Origin of the sequence: Streptomyces sp. ISL-12 (assembly GCF_018614415.1) — a bacterium.
In the GTDB taxonomy this organism is placed as follows: Bacteria; Actinomycetota; Actinomycetes; order Streptomycetales; family Streptomycetaceae; genus Streptomyces.
This window is the reverse complement of record NZ_JAGGOO010000004.1, coordinates 1-14,630: the sequence shown is the minus strand read 5'-3', so window position 1 is coordinate 14,630 and position 14,630 is coordinate 1. Positions and strand designations below refer to the sequence as shown.

The following is a 14,630-nucleotide window of genomic DNA, read 5'->3' as shown; positions in this document are numbered from 1 at the left end:
CTGGCGTGGTTCAAGAGCAGCTACAGCAGCGGCCCTGAAGGTGACTCCTGCGTAGAGATCGCCGCCGCTCCCGGCGCCGTCCATGTCCGTGACTCGAAGTACATACAGGGGCCGCGTCTGGCCCTTGCTCCTTCGGCCTGGGCCGACTTCGTGCCGTACGTGTCCGAGGGCTGACCCAGGCGCTCGGCACCGCGATCAGGCGGAGTCACCCACCCCTCGCCAGAAACCCTGAGCAGGCACGAGGTAACTGCCAACAAGACGCTCAAACGAGCGAGGCAAGGACAACAGAGTGGGAGTTGTTCACGTTTTTCGTGACGGTGCTGCGCCCGGAAGCGGCTGCTGGGCTGCCTCGACGGCCATCCGTCCGAGGCAGGCAGGACGCCGCCGAGGACCGCGGCCGTGGTGTACCCCCGGGACGCCACCCTCCGCACCCTGGCCCTCACGCCGTCACGGCGATGGCCACGCCGGCGCCCAGGAAGACCACCGCCCCGCCCAGCGGGAAGCACACCGGCCCGGTCAGGTGCCGGCGCATGTCTACCCGCGCCGACTGCGGGTCGTCGGCGAGGCAGACCACGGGCACCTGGCGGCCGGTCGCGAATCCCAGCCCGGTGCCGCGCGCCTTCGGCGTGAACTCCACGCGGTACCCGTACTGGTCGGCGAAGGCTATGATCGGCGCCCACGTGAGGCCGTCACCGTCGCGCACGCGTACGCCGTCGACCACGACACCGCTCGTGCGGACACCGTGCCGCCGCAGCCGCCGCAGCCGCCGCACCTGTGCGGCGTCGCGGAGGGCGGGCCACAGGAGCAGGGCTCCGGCCGCACCGCACAGCAGGATTCCCAGCAGGGTGTCCGGCACACCCGGCCGCCTCCGTCTCCGGCGGACTCGTGCGTTCCGGAGACGGGGACGCGGTGGCGTACCGGTCGGTCGCGGTGAGGGACGGGGACAGGGTCAGAAGCTGATGCTGCCGATCATGCCGGCGATGTTCGACGTCAGTTCGCTGATCGTGGGGGCGATCGTGGAGGAGGCGAGGTAGAAACCCAAGAGCATGCAGACAACCGCATGCCCCGCCTTCAGTCCGGACTTCCTGATCAGCAGGAAGACGATGATCGCCAGCAGCACCACCGCCGAAATCGAGAGTGCCACGGCGGCTCACCTCCAAAGAACCCAGGGACATGGGGGGATCGAACAGTCGGGACGTCGGCACGGAACCATGGGGGCAGATAAATCCACACAGCGGGCAGCAGGTTGATACCCACTATGCGCTAGTGATCATAACTATCCGTACGCGCGCATCGAGTGGCGCACAGCCGCACAAGGGGGCGCATGGCCAATATGGTCAGGGCATGACGACCGAGCCCGAGTCCTTCCCCAGACGGCACGCCCGCACCCAGCGATTCACCCTCGGCGCGCCGCGTTCGTTCACCGTGGCACCCGACGGTTCGCGTGTCGCGTTCCTCCGCTCCGCGTCCGGCACGGACCGGGCGAACGCGCTGTGGGTGCTCGACCCCACGAGCGGCGAGGAGCGCCTCGCGGCCGACCCGCACGCCCTGCTGGGCGGGGCGGAGGAACACCTCCCGCCCGAGGAACGCGCCCGCCGCGAACGCAGTCGCGAGGGCGGCTCCGGCATCGTCGGCTACGCCACCGACGCCGCCGTCGAGTTGGCCTCTTTTGCCTTGTCAGGGCGGCTTTTCACGGCCGAGCTGCGGGCCGGCACGGCACGTGAACTCCCGGTCGCCACACCGGTGATCGACCCCCGCCCCTCCCCCGACGGACGGCACGTGGCCTACGTCGCGCGCGGCGCCCTGCGGGTCACGGGGGCCGAGAGCGGCGACGACCGGGCGCTGGCCGAGCCGGAGGCGGAGGGCGTCTCCTACGGTCTCGCGGAGTTCATCGCGGCCGAGGAGATGGGCCGGACCAGGGGTTTCTGGTGGGGTCCGGACTCGGACCGGCTGCTGGTCGCGCGCGTGGACGACACGCCGGTACAGCGCTGGTGGATCTCCGATCCGGCCCACCCGGACCGTGATCCACACCACGTCCCGTACCCGGCGGCCGGCACCCCCAACGCGGACGTCCGGCTCTTCGTGATCGGCCTCGACGGCACCCGCACGGAGGTCGGCTGGGACCGTCGGCGCTATCCGTATCTGGCGCGAGTGCACTGGTCAGCGGCGGGTGCGCCGCTGCTGCTCGCACAAGCGCGCGACCAGCGCAGTCAGGTCTATCTGGCCGTGGACCCGGAGTCGGGCCGGACCCGGATGGTGCACGCCGATGAAGATCGAACTTGGCTGGAACTCTTCCCCGGAGTGCCCTGCTGGAGCCCGTCCGGACAGCTGGTCCGGATCGCCGACGAGGGCGGCGCCCGGGTCCTGGCGGTGGGGGAACGTCCGCTGACGGGAGCCCAGTTGCACGTACGGGCCGTACTGGACGTGTCCGGCGAGGACGTGCTGATCTCGGCGTCGGCCGGGGCCGAGGCGGCCGAGCCGGAGACCGGTGAGGTGCACGTCTACCGGGTGAACGAACTGGGCGTGGAGCGCGTCTCCGCCGTTCCCGGCGTGCACTCGGCCGTGCGCGCCGGCGACACGGCCGTCCTGGTCTCCGCCACCCTCGACCGGCCGGGGAGCCGGGCCCAGGTCCTCCGGGACGGGAAGCCGGCGGCCACCGTCACCTCTTACGCGGAAGATCCCGGTCTGTCCCCGCGCGTGACGCTCACTCTGGGGGGCGCACGCCGCGTACCGTGCGCCGTGCTTATGCCAACGGACTACCACGGTGACACCTCCCTCCCGGTGCTCCTCGACCCCTACGGTGGTCCGCACGGTCAGCGGGTGGTCGCCGCTCACAACGCCCACCTCACGTCGCAGTGGTTCGCGGACCAGGGCTTCGCGGTGGTGGTCGCCGACGGGCGCGGCACCCCGGGGCACTCGCCCACCTGGGAGAAGTCCGTCAAGGACGAGCTCGCCGCCGTCGTCCTCCAGGACCAGGTCGACGCGTTGCACGCCCTCGCCGCCGACTTCCCCCTCGACCTCGGCCGGGTCGCCATCCGCGGCTGGTCCTTCGGCGGCTACCTCGCCGCCCTCGCGGCGCTGCGCCGCCCGGACGTCTTCCACGCGGCGGTGGTCGGCGCCCCGGTCACCGACCTGCGCCTCTACGACACCCACTACCAGGAGCGCTACCTCGGGGACCCGAACGAGCGGCCGGAGGTCTACCGGCGCAACTCGCTGATCGACGACGCGGGCCTGGTCGACGCGGCCGAGCCGCACCGCCCGATGATGATCATCCACGGGCTGGCGGACGACAACGTGGTGGTCGCCCACTCCCTGCGCCTGTCCTCGGCCCTGCTGTCGGCCGGCCGCCCGCACGAGGTCCTGCCCCTGTCCGGCGTCACGCACATGACCCCGCAGGAGTCGGTCGCGGAGAACCTGCTGCTGCTCCAGGTGGACTTCCTGAAGCGCTCCCTGGGGATCGAGGGCTGAGGCACAGCGGGCACGGCAACGGGCCGGGGCGACATGGCGCGCCCCGGCCCGTTTACGGCACCCGCACGGCCGTACGCTGAAGAGCCTCCCCCGTCCGTATATCGATACGGATTCCGTGAAGTTGCCTGTGTGTTAACGACGTTCGCCCCGCTTTGTACGCCTATGTCTCCGGCGGTACGACCACCTTCTCCTCCGCGAAGTGACACGCCGAGTCGTGCGCCGCGGGCCCGCCGGTCCCCCGGAACTCCGCCGGGACCGCCAGCTGCGGCACCTCCAGGGCGCAGCGCTCCCGCGCCTTGAAGCAGCGGGTGCGGAAGCGGCAGCCGGACGGAATGTCGGTCGGGGACGGCACGTCACCGACGAGGATGATCCGCTCGCGGTGTTCGCGGGCCTCGGGGTCGGGCACCGGGACGGCGGAGAGCAGCGCCTGTGTGTAGGGGTGGGTGGGATGCTCGTAGATCTCGGCGTCCCGGCCGGTCTCGACGATCCGGCCCAGGTACATCACGGCGACCCGGTCGGAGATGTGCCGGACGATGGAGAGGTCGTGGGCGATGAAGATGTAGGAGAGGTCGAACTCGTCCTGCAGCCGGCCCATCAGATTGATGACCTGCGCCTGGACCGACACGTCCAGCGCCGAGACCGGTTCGTCCGCGACGATGATCTCCGGGCGCAGGGCGAGGCCGCGCGCGATGCCGATGCGCTGGCGCTGGCCGCCGGAGAACTGGTGGGGGTAGCGGTTGATGTACTCCGGGTTCAGGCCGACGACGTCCAGCAGGTGCTGCACCCTGCGCCGCCGGTCGCCTTTGGGCGCGACCTCGGGATGGATGTCGTACGCCTCCCCGATGATGTCGCCGACCGTCATGCGGGGGTTGAGGGAGGTGTAGGGGTCCTGGAAGACCATCTGGATGTTGCGGCGTACGGCGCGCAGGGCGCGGCCGGTGAGGCGGGTGATGTCCTCGCCCTTGTAGCGGATCGACCCGGCCGTCGGCTGCTCCAGGCTGACCAGCATCTTGGCGACCGTGGACTTGCCGCAGCCGGACTCCCCGACGATGCCGAGGGTTTCACCGGCGTCGAGGCGGAAGTCGACGCCGTCGACGGCCTTGACCGAGCCGACCCGTTTCTTGAAGAGGATGCCGCTGGTGAGCGGGTAGTGCTTGACCAGCCCGGTCACTTCGAGGATCGGTTCAGCCGTCGAGGCCATCGAGGCACTCCCTCCAGAAGTGGCAGGCGCTGCCCCGGGTGCCGCTCACCTCGTAGAGCGGGGGGACGTCGGTGCGGCAGACGTCCTGGGCCATCGGGCAGCGCGGGTGGAAGGCGCAGCCGGGCGGGATGCGGGTGAGGCTGGGCGGCAGGCCCTTGATGGCGTACAGCTCCCGGCCCTTCTGGTCGAGGCGGGGGATGGATTCCAGCAGGCCGCGCGTGTAGGGGTGGGCGGGGTTCTGGTAGATCTCGTGGACGGGGGCGCTCTCCACGATCCGGCCCGCGTACATCACGGCGATCTCGTCGGCGACGTCGGCGACCACGCCGAGGTCGTGGGTGATGAGGATCAGGCCCATGTCGTACTCGCGCTGGAGGTCCGCGAGCAGGTCCATGACCTGGGCCTGGACGGTGACGTCGAGGGCGGTGGTCGGTTCGTCGGCGATGATGAGCTTGGGCTCCAGGGCCATCGCCATGGCGATCATGATGCGCTGGCGCATGCCGCCGGAGAACTGGTGCGGGTACTGCCGTACGCGTTCCCCGGCGGCCGGGATGCGGACGCGGTCCATCAGCTCGACGGCCTTGGCGCGGGCGTCCTTGCGGGACATGCCCCGGTGCACGGTGAACATCTCGCCGAGCTGGTCGCCGACCGTCAGCACCGGGTTCAGGGACGACAGCGCGTCCTGGAAGATCATCGCCATCTCGGCGCCGCGCACCTTGCGGCGCTCCTCCTCCTTCAGTTTCAGCAGGTCCCGTCCCTCGAAGAGGACCTCGCCGCCGGTGATCCGGCCGGGCGGGACGTCGAGGATGCCCATGACGGTCTGGGCGGTGACGGACTTGCCGGAGCCTGACTCGCCGAGCACGGCGAGGGTGCGGCCGGCGTCCACGCCGTAGGAGACGCCGTTGACGGCCTTGGCGACGCCGTCCCGGGTGCCGAACTCCACGTGCAGGTCGCGCACTTCGAGCAGCATGGCGGCCGTTCACCTCAGCTTCGGGTCGAGGGCGTCGCGCACCGCGTCGCCGAGCATGATGAACGCCAGGACGGTGACCGCGAGGGCTCCGGAGGGCCAGAGCAGCGCGTGCGGGGCGTTGCGTACGTAGGGGGCGGCGGCGGAGATGTCGATGCCCCAGGAGACGCTGGGCGGTTTGAGGCCGACGCCGAGGAAGGACAGGGTCGCCTCCAGCGAGATGTAGGTGCCGAGCGCGATGGTGGCGACGACGATGACGGGGGCCACGGCGTTGGGCGCGATGTGGCGGAGCAGCAGGCGGGAGTTGTTCGCGCCGAGGGCGCGGGCGGCCTGCACGTAGTCGTTCTGCTTGGCGGTGATGACCGAGCCGCGGGCGATGCGGGAGATCTGCGGCCAGCCGAGCAGCACGATGAAGCCGATGACCGGCCAGACCGTGTTGCTGGTGATGACCGACAGCAGCACCAGGCCGCCCAGGACGACCGGGATCGCGAAGAAGATGTCCGTGACGCGGGAGAGGACCGCGTCCCAGACCCCGCCGAAGAAACCGGCGAGCCCGCCGAGCACGCTGCCGAGGACGGCGACGCCGAGCGTGGACAGGACGCCGACCAGGACGGACGTACGGGCGCCGTGGACGGTGCGGGTGTAGACGTCGCAGCCCTGGCCGTTGAAGCCGAAGGGGTGGCCGGAGCGGGAGCCCTCCTGGGCCAGGGCGAGGTCGCAGTGGAGCGGGTTGCCGGAGGCGATCAGGGACGGCCGGATCGAGATCACGACGAGGAAGAGGATCACCAGGGCGGAGAGGAGGAAGACGGGGTTGCGGCGCAGGTCGTGCCAGGCGTCGGACCAGAGGCTGCGCGCCTTTTCCTGGGGGCCCGTCCCGTCCGGCCCCCTGGGGACCTTCTCCAACGTCACGGCCTCGCTCGCGCCCAGGTCCATCTGCCCGCCCATGCCGGTGCCGGCGATGACGCGCTCGGGCTCGTAGGGCTCCTGTTCAGGCATAGCGGATCCTCGGGTCGAGTACGGCGTACAGGAGGTCGACGAGGAGGTTGGCGACGAGGAAGACGAGGACCAGGACGGTGACGAAGCCGACGACGGTCTGGGTGTTCTGGCGCAGGATGCCCTGGTAGAGCTGGTAGCCGACGCCGTGGATGTTGAAGATCCGCTCGGTGACGATCGCCCCGCCCATCAGGGCGCCCACGTCCGTGCCGATGAAGGTGACGACCGGGATGAGGGAGTTGCGCAGCAGGTGCCGGGTGACGACCCGGCGGCGCGGCAGGCCCTTGGCGACGGCGGTGCGGACGTAGTCGGAGCGCCGGTTCTCCGCGATGGAGGTACGGGTGAGGCGGGTGACGTACGCCAGCGAGACCGAGGCCAGCACCAGGCCGGGCAGGATCAGCTCGTCGACGCGGGCCTCGGAGGAGACGGACGGGGCGATCCACCCCCACTTCACGCCGAGCAGGAGCTGGAGGAGCAGGCCGGTGACGAAGGTGGGGACGGAGATGACGACGAGGGTGACCAGGAGGACCCCGGTGTCGACCGGCCGTCCCCGCCGCAGACCGGTGATGACGCCCAGCGTGATGCCGATGACGACCTCGAAGACGACCGCGATGACCGTCAGCCGGATGGTGACCGGGAAGGCGGTGCCCATCAGCTCGGTGACCGGCTGGCCGTTGAAGGCGGTGCCGAAGTCGCCGGTGAAGACGTTGCCCATGTAGGTCGCGTACTGCTGCCAGACCGGCTTGTCGAGGCCGAACTCCCTTCTGAGCTGGGCGGCGGTCGCCGGGTCGCACTCCCGGTCGCCGCACAGCCCGGCGATGGGGTCGCCCATGACGTTGACCATGAGGAAGATCAGCAGGGTGGCCCCGATGAAGACCGGGATCATCTGGAGCAGCCGTCGGATCACATAGCGGCCCACGGCGGATCAGCTCACCTTGATCTCGTCGTACACCGGGACGCTGAACGGATTGAGCTTCACGCCGGAGAGCCGGTCGGAGTAGCCGGCGCTGCCGTTCTGGTACCAGAGCGGGATGGCGGCCATGGTGTCCCGGACGACCTCCTCGGCCTGCTGGAAGCTTTTGATCGCCCCGGCGGTGCCGGTCTGTCCGTTGGCCTTGTCGATGAGGGAGTCGAACTCGTCGTTGGACCACTTGCCGTCGTTGGAGGAGCCGTTGGTGTAGTAGAGCGGCTGGAGGAAGTTCTGGATGAGCGGGTAGTCCATCTGCCAGCCCGCGCGGAAGGGGCCGCTCATCTTCTTGCCGGTGATCTGGTTGCGGAAGTCGGCGAAGGTGCCGACCGGGTTGCCGACGCACGCCTTGTCGTTGTCGAGGGCGTTGTTGATGGAGTTGCAGACCGCGTCGACCCACTGCTTGTGGGAGCCGGTGTCCGAGTTGTACGTGATCTTGACCTGGCCGCCGGGCAGCCCGCCGCCCTCCTTGATCAGCTTCTTCGCCTCGTCCGGCTTGTACTCGCACGCCTCGCCGCACAGGCCCTTCTTGTAGCCGCCGTCCGCGCCGAGCACGGGCGAGGTCCAGTCGGTGGCCGGGGTGCGGGTGCCGTGGAAGATCGTCTTGGTGATCTGGGCGCGGTCGATCGCCATGGACAGGCCCTTGCGGACCTTGTCCGAGCCGCTCTTGTTCCAGTCCTTGTCGTAGTACGGGAAGGCGAGGGTCTGGATGATGCCGGCCGGGGTGTTGATGTACCGGTCGCCGAGGTCGCTCCCGACGTTCTTCAGCTGGGCGGCGGGGACGTCGTCGACGAGGTCGAGGTTGCCGGCCATCAGGTCGGTGTAGGCGGTGTTGTTGTCGGTGTAGACCTTGAGGTCGACGCCGCCGTTGGCCGCCTTGTCGTCGCCCGGGTAGTCGTCCCACTTGCGCAGGGACATCTGCGAGCCCCGGGTGTAGTTGTCCACCCGGTACGGACCGTTGCCGACGGGCTTCTTCAGCCAGCCGGCGTGGTCGTCGAAGAAGGCGCGGGGCAGCGGGGCGTAGGCGGGGTAGCCGAGGGTGTCGGGGAAGGTGGAGAACTTCTGGCTGAGCGCGACGGTGAAGGTGCGGTCCCCGGTGACCTTCAGCCCGGAGAGGGTGTCCGCGCTCTGCTCGCTCCCGTCCTCCGGGTGGACCTTGTCGTAGCCCTCGATGTAGCTGAAGAAGTAGGCGTTGCGCTGGTTGTTCTTCAGGGACGCGCCGTAGTTCCAGGCGTCGACGAACGACTTGGCGGTGACCTTCTCGCCGTTGCTGAAGGTCCAGCCGTCCTTGACGGTGACGGTGAAGTGCTGCGAGTCGGTCGTCTCGATCTTCTCGGCGAGCATGTTCTCGGCCTCGCCGGTCGCCGGGTCGTACCGCTTCAGGCCCCGGAAGATCATGTCGAGGACCTTGCCGCCCTGCACCTCGTTGGTGTTGGCCGGCTCCAGGGGGTTCTGCGGGTCGCCCCAGGAGGAGCTGAGCACCGCGTCGGCGCCCCCGCCCCCGCCGCCGCCTCCGCAGGCCGTCGCCGCGAGGACCACCGCCGCCGCGCACGCGGCCCGGGTGGCGTACGTCGCTCCACGCATGGGATGCCTCCTCGTGTGCGCCGCGCGCCCGTCTCAAGACGCGGAACTCGGTTCAACCAACTATCACCCGGTATGACCGCGATGCCATATTCATCCCCTCCGTCCGAGGGAACAGGGCGCCCACGGCGCGGCGCCGGCCTCGTACCAGCACGGCATCAGAGGTCTGGACCACTGGCGTGCGAAGAAACATCAACACCTGTGTTTCCGCTGGCCACACGGGCCCTGAGGGGCCGTTGACGCGTGCATACGGCACTGATAGACACTCTCCTCACGCAGGTGGCGCCACTGCCGACCCGTCCGAACGATGACGCGAGGTCACCACCATGAGCACGGAAGAACAGCACGGCTCGGGGCGCTCCCGCCCATGGTCACGGCCCCCCGGGGCGTCCTGGCTCCGCGCGCTGCGGCGGGCGGCCGGTGCCGGGGCCGCGGCCCTGCTCCTCACGGCCGGCCTCGCGACCCCGCTCGATGTGGCGCCCCGGCAGGCAGCGGCGGCCGACGACGGCAAGCGGGTGCTGACGGCGGCCGTCGCGCAGAGCGTCGACTCGCTCAACCCGTTCCTGGCCACCCGCCTGGTCAGCACCAGCGTCCTGCGGCTGATGTACGAGTACCTGACCGACTACGACGCCGGCGACGGCCACGCCGTGCCCGGACTGGCGACGAAGTGGACGCCGTCCGCCGACAAGCTCACCTGGACCTACACGATCCGCTCCGACGCCACCTGGTCGGACGGGCGGAAGATCACCGCCGAGGACGCCGCCTGGACGTTCCGGACGATGATGACCGACGAGGCGGCGGGCACCGCCAACGGCAGTTTCGTCGGCAACTTCCGGAAGGTGTCGGCACCGGACCCCACCACGCTGGTCGTCGAGCTGGAGAAGCCGCAGGCCACCATGACCGCGCTGGACGTGCCGATCGTGCCCAGGCACGTGTGGGAGAAGGTCGGCGACATCGGGAAGTTCACCAACGACAAGGCGTTCCCGGTCGTCGGCAGCGGCCCGTACATCCTCACCGGCTACCGGGCCGACAGCTACGTACGGCTGAAGGCGAACCCGGAGTTCTGGCGCGGGGCACCCGAGTTCGACGAGCTGGTCTTCAAGTACTACAAGGACGGTGACGCGGCCGTCGCCGCGCTGCGCAAGGGCGAGGTGTCGTTCGTCAGCAATCTGACGCCCGCGCAGGCCGACGCCCTGGAGGGCCAGGAGGACATCAAGGTCAACGACGCGCCGGGCCGCCGCTTCTACGCGCTCGCCACCAACCCGGGCGCCCGCGCCAAGGACGGCACCCGCTTCGGCGACGGCGACCCCTCGCTGCGCGACCTGCGGGTCCGGCAGGCCCTCTTCCTCGCCGTGGACCGCGAGACCCTCGTCGACCGGGTCTTCCAGGGCCACGCCGTCGAGGGCGCCGGCTACATCCCGCCCCGCTTCGACACGTACTTCTGGAAGCCCTCCGCCGAGCAGGAACTCGCCTACGACCCCGAACGGGCGGCCCGCCTCCTCGACCAGGCCGGCTACCGGAAGAACGCCGACGGCGAGCGGATCGGCAAGGACGGCGAGCCGCTCAGCTACCGCCTGCTGTGCCACGCCACCGACCCCAACGACAAGGCGGTCGGGCAGTACCTCGCCGAGTGGTGGGGCGACCTCGGCATCGGTGTGGAGCTGCAGTGCCTGGACAACGTGTCCGACCCGTGGCTGGCCGGCACCTACGACCTCGCCATCGACGGCTGGTCGGTCAACCCCGACCCCGACTTCGTCCTCTCCATCCACACCTGCGACGCGCTGCCCGCCACCGAGAACGACACCGGCGCCACCGACAACTTCATCTGCGACCGGCGCTACGACGACCTGTACGCCCGCCAGCTCGCCGAGTACGACCCCGGCAAGCGCGCGGAGCTGGTCAAGCAGCTCCAGTCCCGGCTGTACGACCTGGGCTACATGAACGTCATGGCCTACCCCAACGCCCTGGAGGCCTACCGCACCGACCAGGTGGCCTCGCTGAAGACGATGCCAGAGGACGGCGGCAACATCTACGGGCAGGACGGCTACTGGAGCTGGTGGTCGGCGGTACCGGCCGATTCCGGGGACGACACGGAGGGCGGCGGCGGCTCCACCGGGGTCGTCGTCGGGATCGCCGCGGGGGCCGTCGTACTCGCCGGGGCCGGTGTCCTCTTCGCCCTGCGGCGCCGCTCGACCGCCGACGACCGCGAGTAGCCGATGGTTCCCGACCCGACCCGTCCGGTGCAGGGCGGGCGCCGATGACCACGGACGCCGTGTCCCGGACCGCCCCGACGCCCGCCGCCACCGGCCGCCACCGCGCCGCCTACGTCCGCTACGGCCTGGGGAAGATCGGCGGCGCGGCCGTCTCGCTCCTCGCCGTCCTCGTCACCGGGTTCTTCCTGTTCCGGCTCATACCCGGCGACCCGGTGAAGACCATGACCGGCGGCCGTCCGGTCTCCGCCGAGCAACTGGCCGCCTATCGTGAGGAGTTCGGGCTCGGCCTGCCGCTGTGGGAGCAGTTCACGGACTACTGCGGCAAGGCGCTCACCGGGGACCTGGGGACCTCGTACCAGTTCCGTACGCCGGTCACCGAGAAGATCGCCGAGGCGCTGGGGCCCACCCTGCTGCTGACCGGCACGGCCTTCGTCCTCCAGACCGCGCTCGGCGTCTTCCTCGGCACCCGGTCGGCCTGGCGGCACGGACGGCTCGCCGACCGGCTGCACACGGGGCTGGCACTGACCCTGTACTCCCTGCCGTCGTTCTGGCTGGGGCTGCTGCTCATCGTCGTCCTCTCCGTCGGCGTCGGCCCGGTGCCGGGCCTGTTCCCGACCGGCGGGATGGAGTCGGGCGGGGAGCAGGGGTTCGGGTACGTCCTCGACGTCGCCCACCACCTGGTGCTGCCGGTGGTCACCCTGGTCGCCGTCGAGTACGGGCAGACCCTGCTGGTGACGCGGTCGGCGCTGCTCGACGAGACGGGCAGCGACTATCTGACCACCGCGCGGGCCAAGGGGCTCCGCGACGACCTGGTGCGCCGCCGGCACGCCGTGCCCAACGCCCTGCTGCCCACCGTCACCCTGGTCTTCGTCAACCTCGGCCGGACGGTCGCCGGGGTGGTGCTGGTGGAGACCGTCTTCTCCTGGCCCGGTCTGGGCGGCCTCTTCTACCAGGCGCTCAGCGTGCCCGACCTGCCCCTGGTGCAGGGGCTGTTCCTCTTCTTCGCCTCGGCGGTGATCATCCTGAACACGGTGGCCGACCTGCTCTGTCCGCTACTCGACCCACGGGTGGGGCGATGACCGCGCCGCCCGCCTCCCCGGCACCCGCGGTGCCCGCCGGACCCCGGGCACTGGCGTGGCAGCGGCGGCGCCGGGCGGCGGCCCGGTTCTGGCGGGAGTACCGCAGCCACCGCGCGGGCCTGGCGGGCCTGGCCGCCCTGGCGCTGCTGGCGCTGGCCGCGCTGACCGCGCCGCTGACCGTGGGCGGTGACGTGGCCAGTGTGACCGGGGCGCCGGGCCGGCCGTTGCAGGGCCCGAGCGGGGAGTTCCCGCTGGGCACCGACCGGTTCGGCCGCGACCTGCTCGGCCTGCTGGTCTGGGGCACGCGCGTCTCCCTGCTGGTGGGGCTGCTCGCCGCGGTCCTGTCGGTGGCGATCGGCGCGGTGGCCGGCATCACCGCCGGTCACTTCCGGGGGGCGTACGCGACGGTGGTGATGCGGGTCACCGACTGGTTCCTGGTGATGCCGGCGCTGGTGCTGGCCATCGCGCTGGCGACGGTCATGTCCCGTTCGCTGGGCACGGTGATCCTGGCGATCGCCGTCACCTCGTGGCCGACCACGGCCCGGCTGGTGCGCGCCCAGACGCTGGCGGTGGAGGCCCGGCCGTACATCGAGCGGGCCAAGGCGCTGGGCGGTGGCCATCGGCACGTCATGGTCCGGCACGTGCTGCCCAACGTGATGCCGCTGGTGCTGGCCCAGACGACCCTGATGGTCTCCGCCTCCGTCCTCGCCGAGGCCACCCTCGCCTTCCTCGGGCTCGGCGACCCGACGGTGGTGTCCTGGGGCGGGCTGCTCCAGGACGCCCGGGAGGCGGGGGCGGTCAGCTCCGGGGACTGGTGGTACCTGGTGCCGCCGGGGGTCGCCATCGCCGTCGTGGCGCTGGCGTTCACGCTGTGCGGACGGGCGGCGGAAGCGGTGCTCGACCCCCGGCTGGGGGTAGGGCGGTGACGCTCCTCGAGGTACGGGACCTGCGGGTGACCTATCCCGGCGGGGCGGCAGCGGTGCGGGGCGTCGACCTCACCCTGCCGGCCGGGCGGAAGCTGGGCATCGCCGGTGAGTCGGGGTGCGGCAAGTCGACGCTGGCGCTCGCGCTGCTGCGGCTGCTGCCGGGCGGCACGGAGGTGAGCGGGCGGGTCCTGCTGGACGGAGAGGACGTGCTCACCATGCGGTGGGGCCGGGTGCGGGCGGTGCGCTGGGCCGGGGCGTCGATCGTGTTCCAGGGGGCGATGCACTCCCTCAACCCCGTGCACCGGGTGGGCGACCAGATCGCCGAGCCGGTCCTGCTGCACCAGCGGGCCTCCCGGACCGCGGCCCGCGCCCGCGCCGGTGAGCTGCTGGAACAGGTCGGCCTGTCGGCGGCGCGGGCGACGGCGTACCCGCATCAGCTCTCCGGCGGACAGCGGCAGCGCGTGATGATCGCCATGGCGCTGGCCTGTGCGCCCCGGCTGATCGTCGCCGACGAACCGACGACCGCGCTGGACGTGATGGTCCAGGCGCAGATCCTCCGGCTGATCGAGCGGTCCGTCACCGAACGCGACCTGGGCCTGATCATGATCAGTCACGATCTGTCGGTACTGGCACAGACCTGCGACCGGCTGGCGGTGATGTACGCGGGCCGGGTGGTCGAGGAGGGTCCCGCCGGGGCCGTCCACGAGCGGGCCCTGCACCCGTACGCCGAGGCGCTGTCCGCCGCGTTCCCGCGCGTCGGCGACCCCGCCTCCCGGTTCGCGCCCCGCGGCCTGCCCGGCGACCCGCCCGACCCTGCCGCCGTACCCGCCGGCTGCGCCTTCCACCCGCGCTGCCCGGTCGCGCTGGACGACTGCGCCACGCACGACGTCGCGCTGCGGGAGGCGGCCGGGGACCGGCGGGCCGCGTGCGTCCACGTACCGGAACCGGAGCCGGGCGGGGCCGGGCGGTCCCGCCCTGGGGGTGCCTCGCCGGGGGCCGACGGGGGCGGGAACGGGAACGGGACCGGGGGACCGGACGCGGACAGCGCTCCGGCCACTCGGGGAGGGCCGTCGGCCGCCGACGGGGACGGGACCGGGGCACCGGACGCGCACAGCACCCCTACCCCCCACGGACAGCCACCGGCCACCCACGGGGACCGGCACGGGGCCGGCACCGGCGAACCGGACGCGGACAGCGCCCCGGCCACCCACGGACAGCCAACAGCCACCCACGGGGAC

The 14,630-nt window shown here is 71.2% G+C and carries 13 protein-coding genes; 6 read left to right on the top strand and 7 right to left on the bottom strand.

Features of this window, described 5'->3' with window-relative positions; genetic code table 11:
• The coding region (locus J7I94_RS00735) for a DUF397 domain-containing protein (protein WP_251074461.1) at positions 1-174 on the top strand (174 nt) is incomplete at its 5' end.
• 265 nt (positions 175-439) lie between these two features.
• On the opposite strand, the gene J7I94_RS00730 is transcribed toward J7I94_RS00735, so the two are convergent.
• Complete coding sequence (locus J7I94_RS00730; protein ID WP_215164450.1) at positions 440-856, bottom strand: DUF3592 domain-containing protein; 417 nt, start codon at positions 854-856, stop codon at positions 440-442.
• Positions 857-949: 93 nt separating this feature from the next.
• Positions 950-1,144 (bottom strand): hypothetical protein, encoded by a 195-nt coding sequence (locus J7I94_RS00725; RefSeq protein WP_189415312.1) that lies wholly within the window; start codon positions 1,142-1,144, stop codon positions 950-952.
• A 200-nt stretch (positions 1,145-1,344) separates the two neighbouring features.
• On the opposite strand from J7I94_RS00725, the gene J7I94_RS00720 reads away from it, so the two are divergent.
• On the top strand, positions 1,345-3,468 hold the full coding sequence (locus J7I94_RS00720) for a prolyl oligopeptidase family serine peptidase (RefSeq protein ID WP_215164449.1): 2,124 nt from the start codon (positions 1,345-1,347) through the stop codon (positions 3,466-3,468).
• A 160-nt stretch (positions 3,469-3,628) separates the two neighbouring features.
• On the opposite strand, the gene J7I94_RS00715 is transcribed toward J7I94_RS00720, so the two are convergent.
• The 5 genes from J7I94_RS00715 to J7I94_RS00695 are packed head-to-tail and all read right to left on the bottom strand — an operon-like array spanning position 3,629 to position 9,177.
• Positions 3,629-4,669, bottom strand: coding sequence for an ABC transporter ATP-binding protein (locus J7I94_RS00715; RefSeq protein WP_215164448.1), 1,041 nt, complete (start codon positions 4,667-4,669; stop codon positions 3,629-3,631).
• On the bottom strand, positions 4,653-5,636 hold the full coding sequence (locus J7I94_RS00710) for an ABC transporter ATP-binding protein (RefSeq protein WP_215164447.1): 984 nt from the start codon (positions 5,634-5,636) through the stop codon (positions 4,653-4,655). Before J7I94_RS00710 ends, J7I94_RS00715 begins: the two co-directional genes overlap by 17 nt.
• 9 nt (positions 5,637-5,645) lie before the next feature.
• A complete protein-coding gene (locus J7I94_RS00705) occupies positions 5,646-6,629 on the bottom strand; it encodes an ABC transporter permease (RefSeq protein ID WP_215164446.1) in 984 nt (327 codons plus the stop codon).
• Positions 6,622-7,545 carry an ABC transporter permease gene (locus J7I94_RS00700; protein ID WP_215164445.1) on the bottom strand — a complete coding sequence of 308 codons (924 nt, stop codon included), beginning with the start codon at positions 7,543-7,545 and terminating at the stop codon, positions 6,622-6,624. The genes J7I94_RS00705 and J7I94_RS00700 overlap by 8 nt, the downstream gene beginning before the upstream one ends.
• A 6-nt stretch (positions 7,546-7,551) precedes the next feature.
• Positions 7,552-9,177: an ABC transporter substrate-binding protein gene (locus J7I94_RS00695; RefSeq protein ID WP_215164444.1), complete on the bottom strand. Its 1,626-nt coding sequence runs from the start codon at positions 9,175-9,177 to the stop codon at positions 7,552-7,554.
• A 323-nt stretch (positions 9,178-9,500) separates the two neighbouring features.
• Here J7I94_RS00695 and J7I94_RS00690 point away from each other — a divergent pair, with 323 nt between their 5' ends.
• The 4 genes from J7I94_RS00690 to J7I94_RS00675 form a co-directional block, all read left to right on the top strand.
• Positions 9,501-11,387 carry an ABC transporter substrate-binding protein gene (locus J7I94_RS00690; protein WP_215164443.1) on the top strand — a complete coding sequence of 629 codons (1,887 nt, stop codon included), beginning with the start codon at positions 9,501-9,503 and terminating at the stop codon, positions 11,385-11,387.
• Between the two features lie 44 nt (positions 11,388-11,431).
• On the top strand, positions 11,432-12,466 hold the full coding sequence (locus J7I94_RS00685; protein ID WP_215164442.1) for an ABC transporter permease: 1,035 nt from the start codon (positions 11,432-11,434) through the stop codon (positions 12,464-12,466).
• Complete coding sequence (locus tag J7I94_RS00680; protein ID WP_215164441.1) at positions 12,463-13,392, top strand: ABC transporter permease; 930 nt, start codon at positions 12,463-12,465, stop codon at positions 13,390-13,392. The genes J7I94_RS00685 and J7I94_RS00680 overlap by 4 nt, the downstream gene beginning before the upstream one ends.
• On the top strand, positions 13,389-14,630 hold a 1,242-nt coding region (locus J7I94_RS00675), incomplete at its 3' end, for an ABC transporter ATP-binding protein (RefSeq protein ID WP_308114468.1). The genes J7I94_RS00680 and J7I94_RS00675, both read left to right, overlap by 4 nt.